This window comes from Aliterella sp. E5.1, assembly GCF_057473825.1.
Genome location: NZ_JBYCCV010000430.1, coordinates 1 through 1331, shown reverse-complemented (window position 1 = coordinate 1331; position 1331 = coordinate 1). Strand labels below are relative to the sequence as shown.

Annotated in this window: 3 protein-coding genes; all 3 read right to left on the bottom strand. The window is 39.6% G+C overall.

The annotated features are described in order from the left end of the window. Positions 1-209: 209 nt before the first annotated feature. Entirely contained in the window at positions 210-656 is a 447-nt protein-coding gene (locus tag AC2VE5_RS27940; protein ID WP_486890762.1) for an HNH endonuclease, read from the bottom strand. Positions 657-673: 17 nt separating this feature from the next. Further along, complete coding sequence (locus AC2VE5_RS27935; protein ID WP_486890763.1) at positions 674-946, bottom strand: hypothetical protein; 273 nt, start codon at positions 944-946, stop codon at positions 674-676. A gap of 71 nt (positions 947-1017) precedes the next feature. Beyond that, a partial coding sequence (locus AC2VE5_RS27930; protein ID WP_486890761.1) for a hypothetical protein occupies positions 1018-1331 on the bottom strand: 314 nt, incomplete at its 5' end.

Sequence of the window (1331 nt, the reverse complement as noted above, 5' to 3'; positions counted from 1 at the left end):
TGGCAATCCTGATACCAAGGTATTCATCACCGATATCGTGCAAAAGCTTGTATTTCAGGATGAGGAGGGGAATACTGTTTCTGAGACTGATGGTTCTTTGGTGGGCAAGATTATTGAGGTGAGGTTCAATTCCCTACACTGAGGGAATTGCTAAACAAGCTTTTCTGCGAACAGCTTTAAGCGCGGCTATTTTATTGAGTAGTGTTTAGTCAGTTTTGAGTTGGGTCATTTGGTGGTGGATGCCGCCTAATTTCTCTATCAGCAGCACAAATATTAACTATCCTGGCTCGGTTGAATGTTAATGCTGCGGCGGTGGCGCGTCCTGTTGGTGTTAAGCCAATAATCAAAAGTGTATCTGTTGACCAAATAAAGTGTTCTTGCCAACTGTCAGTACGAGGGTTAAATAAGGGTACCTCTGATAATGATTGTTCATCAAAGGCAACCAATTTGTCTGATTTTTGGCGATTGCAATGAAAACACGCTAGAGCCAGATTATTAATTGAATTATCCCCATCTTTGGCAAGAGGAATTACGTGGTCTACAGTGAAAGAAACATATTGCCATTGTTCCGATGCGTGACAATATTCGCACAGCAGCTTGGCTCGTTGTCGTACTTGATTTTGAGTAGCTTCATTAATGTAACGATTTGCGGACAATCTCTAATTCCTTGTCATTAACTTTCGTTCTGATTTAGAGATACATTTCTAACCGTTCGATTCACCAAACTTAAATAATCGTCTAATTCTTCATATTCATCTAATTCTTTGTTTTCCTCTGAAGTAAGTGCCGATTCTTTTTGTTTAGTTAATAAGGCTTCAATTCTCCCCTGTACTAAGCTAGAAGCTCGAAATATTGGCACTCCTTCCATTAACTCGATGCGAACAGCACCGTCCAATGGCAAACTGTTGGGCAAATGTGACAATTTCATAGGTAAATTGGTTGTCATGGCATCTTTTCCAAAATATACAGTCTTCATTTTAATAAAGGAAATCTCGCTAATTACTTTCTCCAATTTGATTACTTGGCGACAGCACGCTCCGAGAGGTAATCATCATAGACTTTTTGTTCGGTTTTGCAGTGAAAAGGATCGTTAGTCGCTTTGCATTGACGTTCGTTTATTTCCAACCTTATTCGATAGCCGCTTAAAAAATCTATTGTCTCGGCTTCAGCGTTTGTGTTAGGCGCTGATGGCGCGGGGTCTGTAAAAGTTGTTTCAGATGATTTGTTTTCTCCCCCAAAAATCATCGGGATTGAGCCTAAGATGAGAAAAGAGATAAAAAGACAAGTAACGACTTCTTTTGATGAGTTTGATTTAGTTGAATTTTTCATTG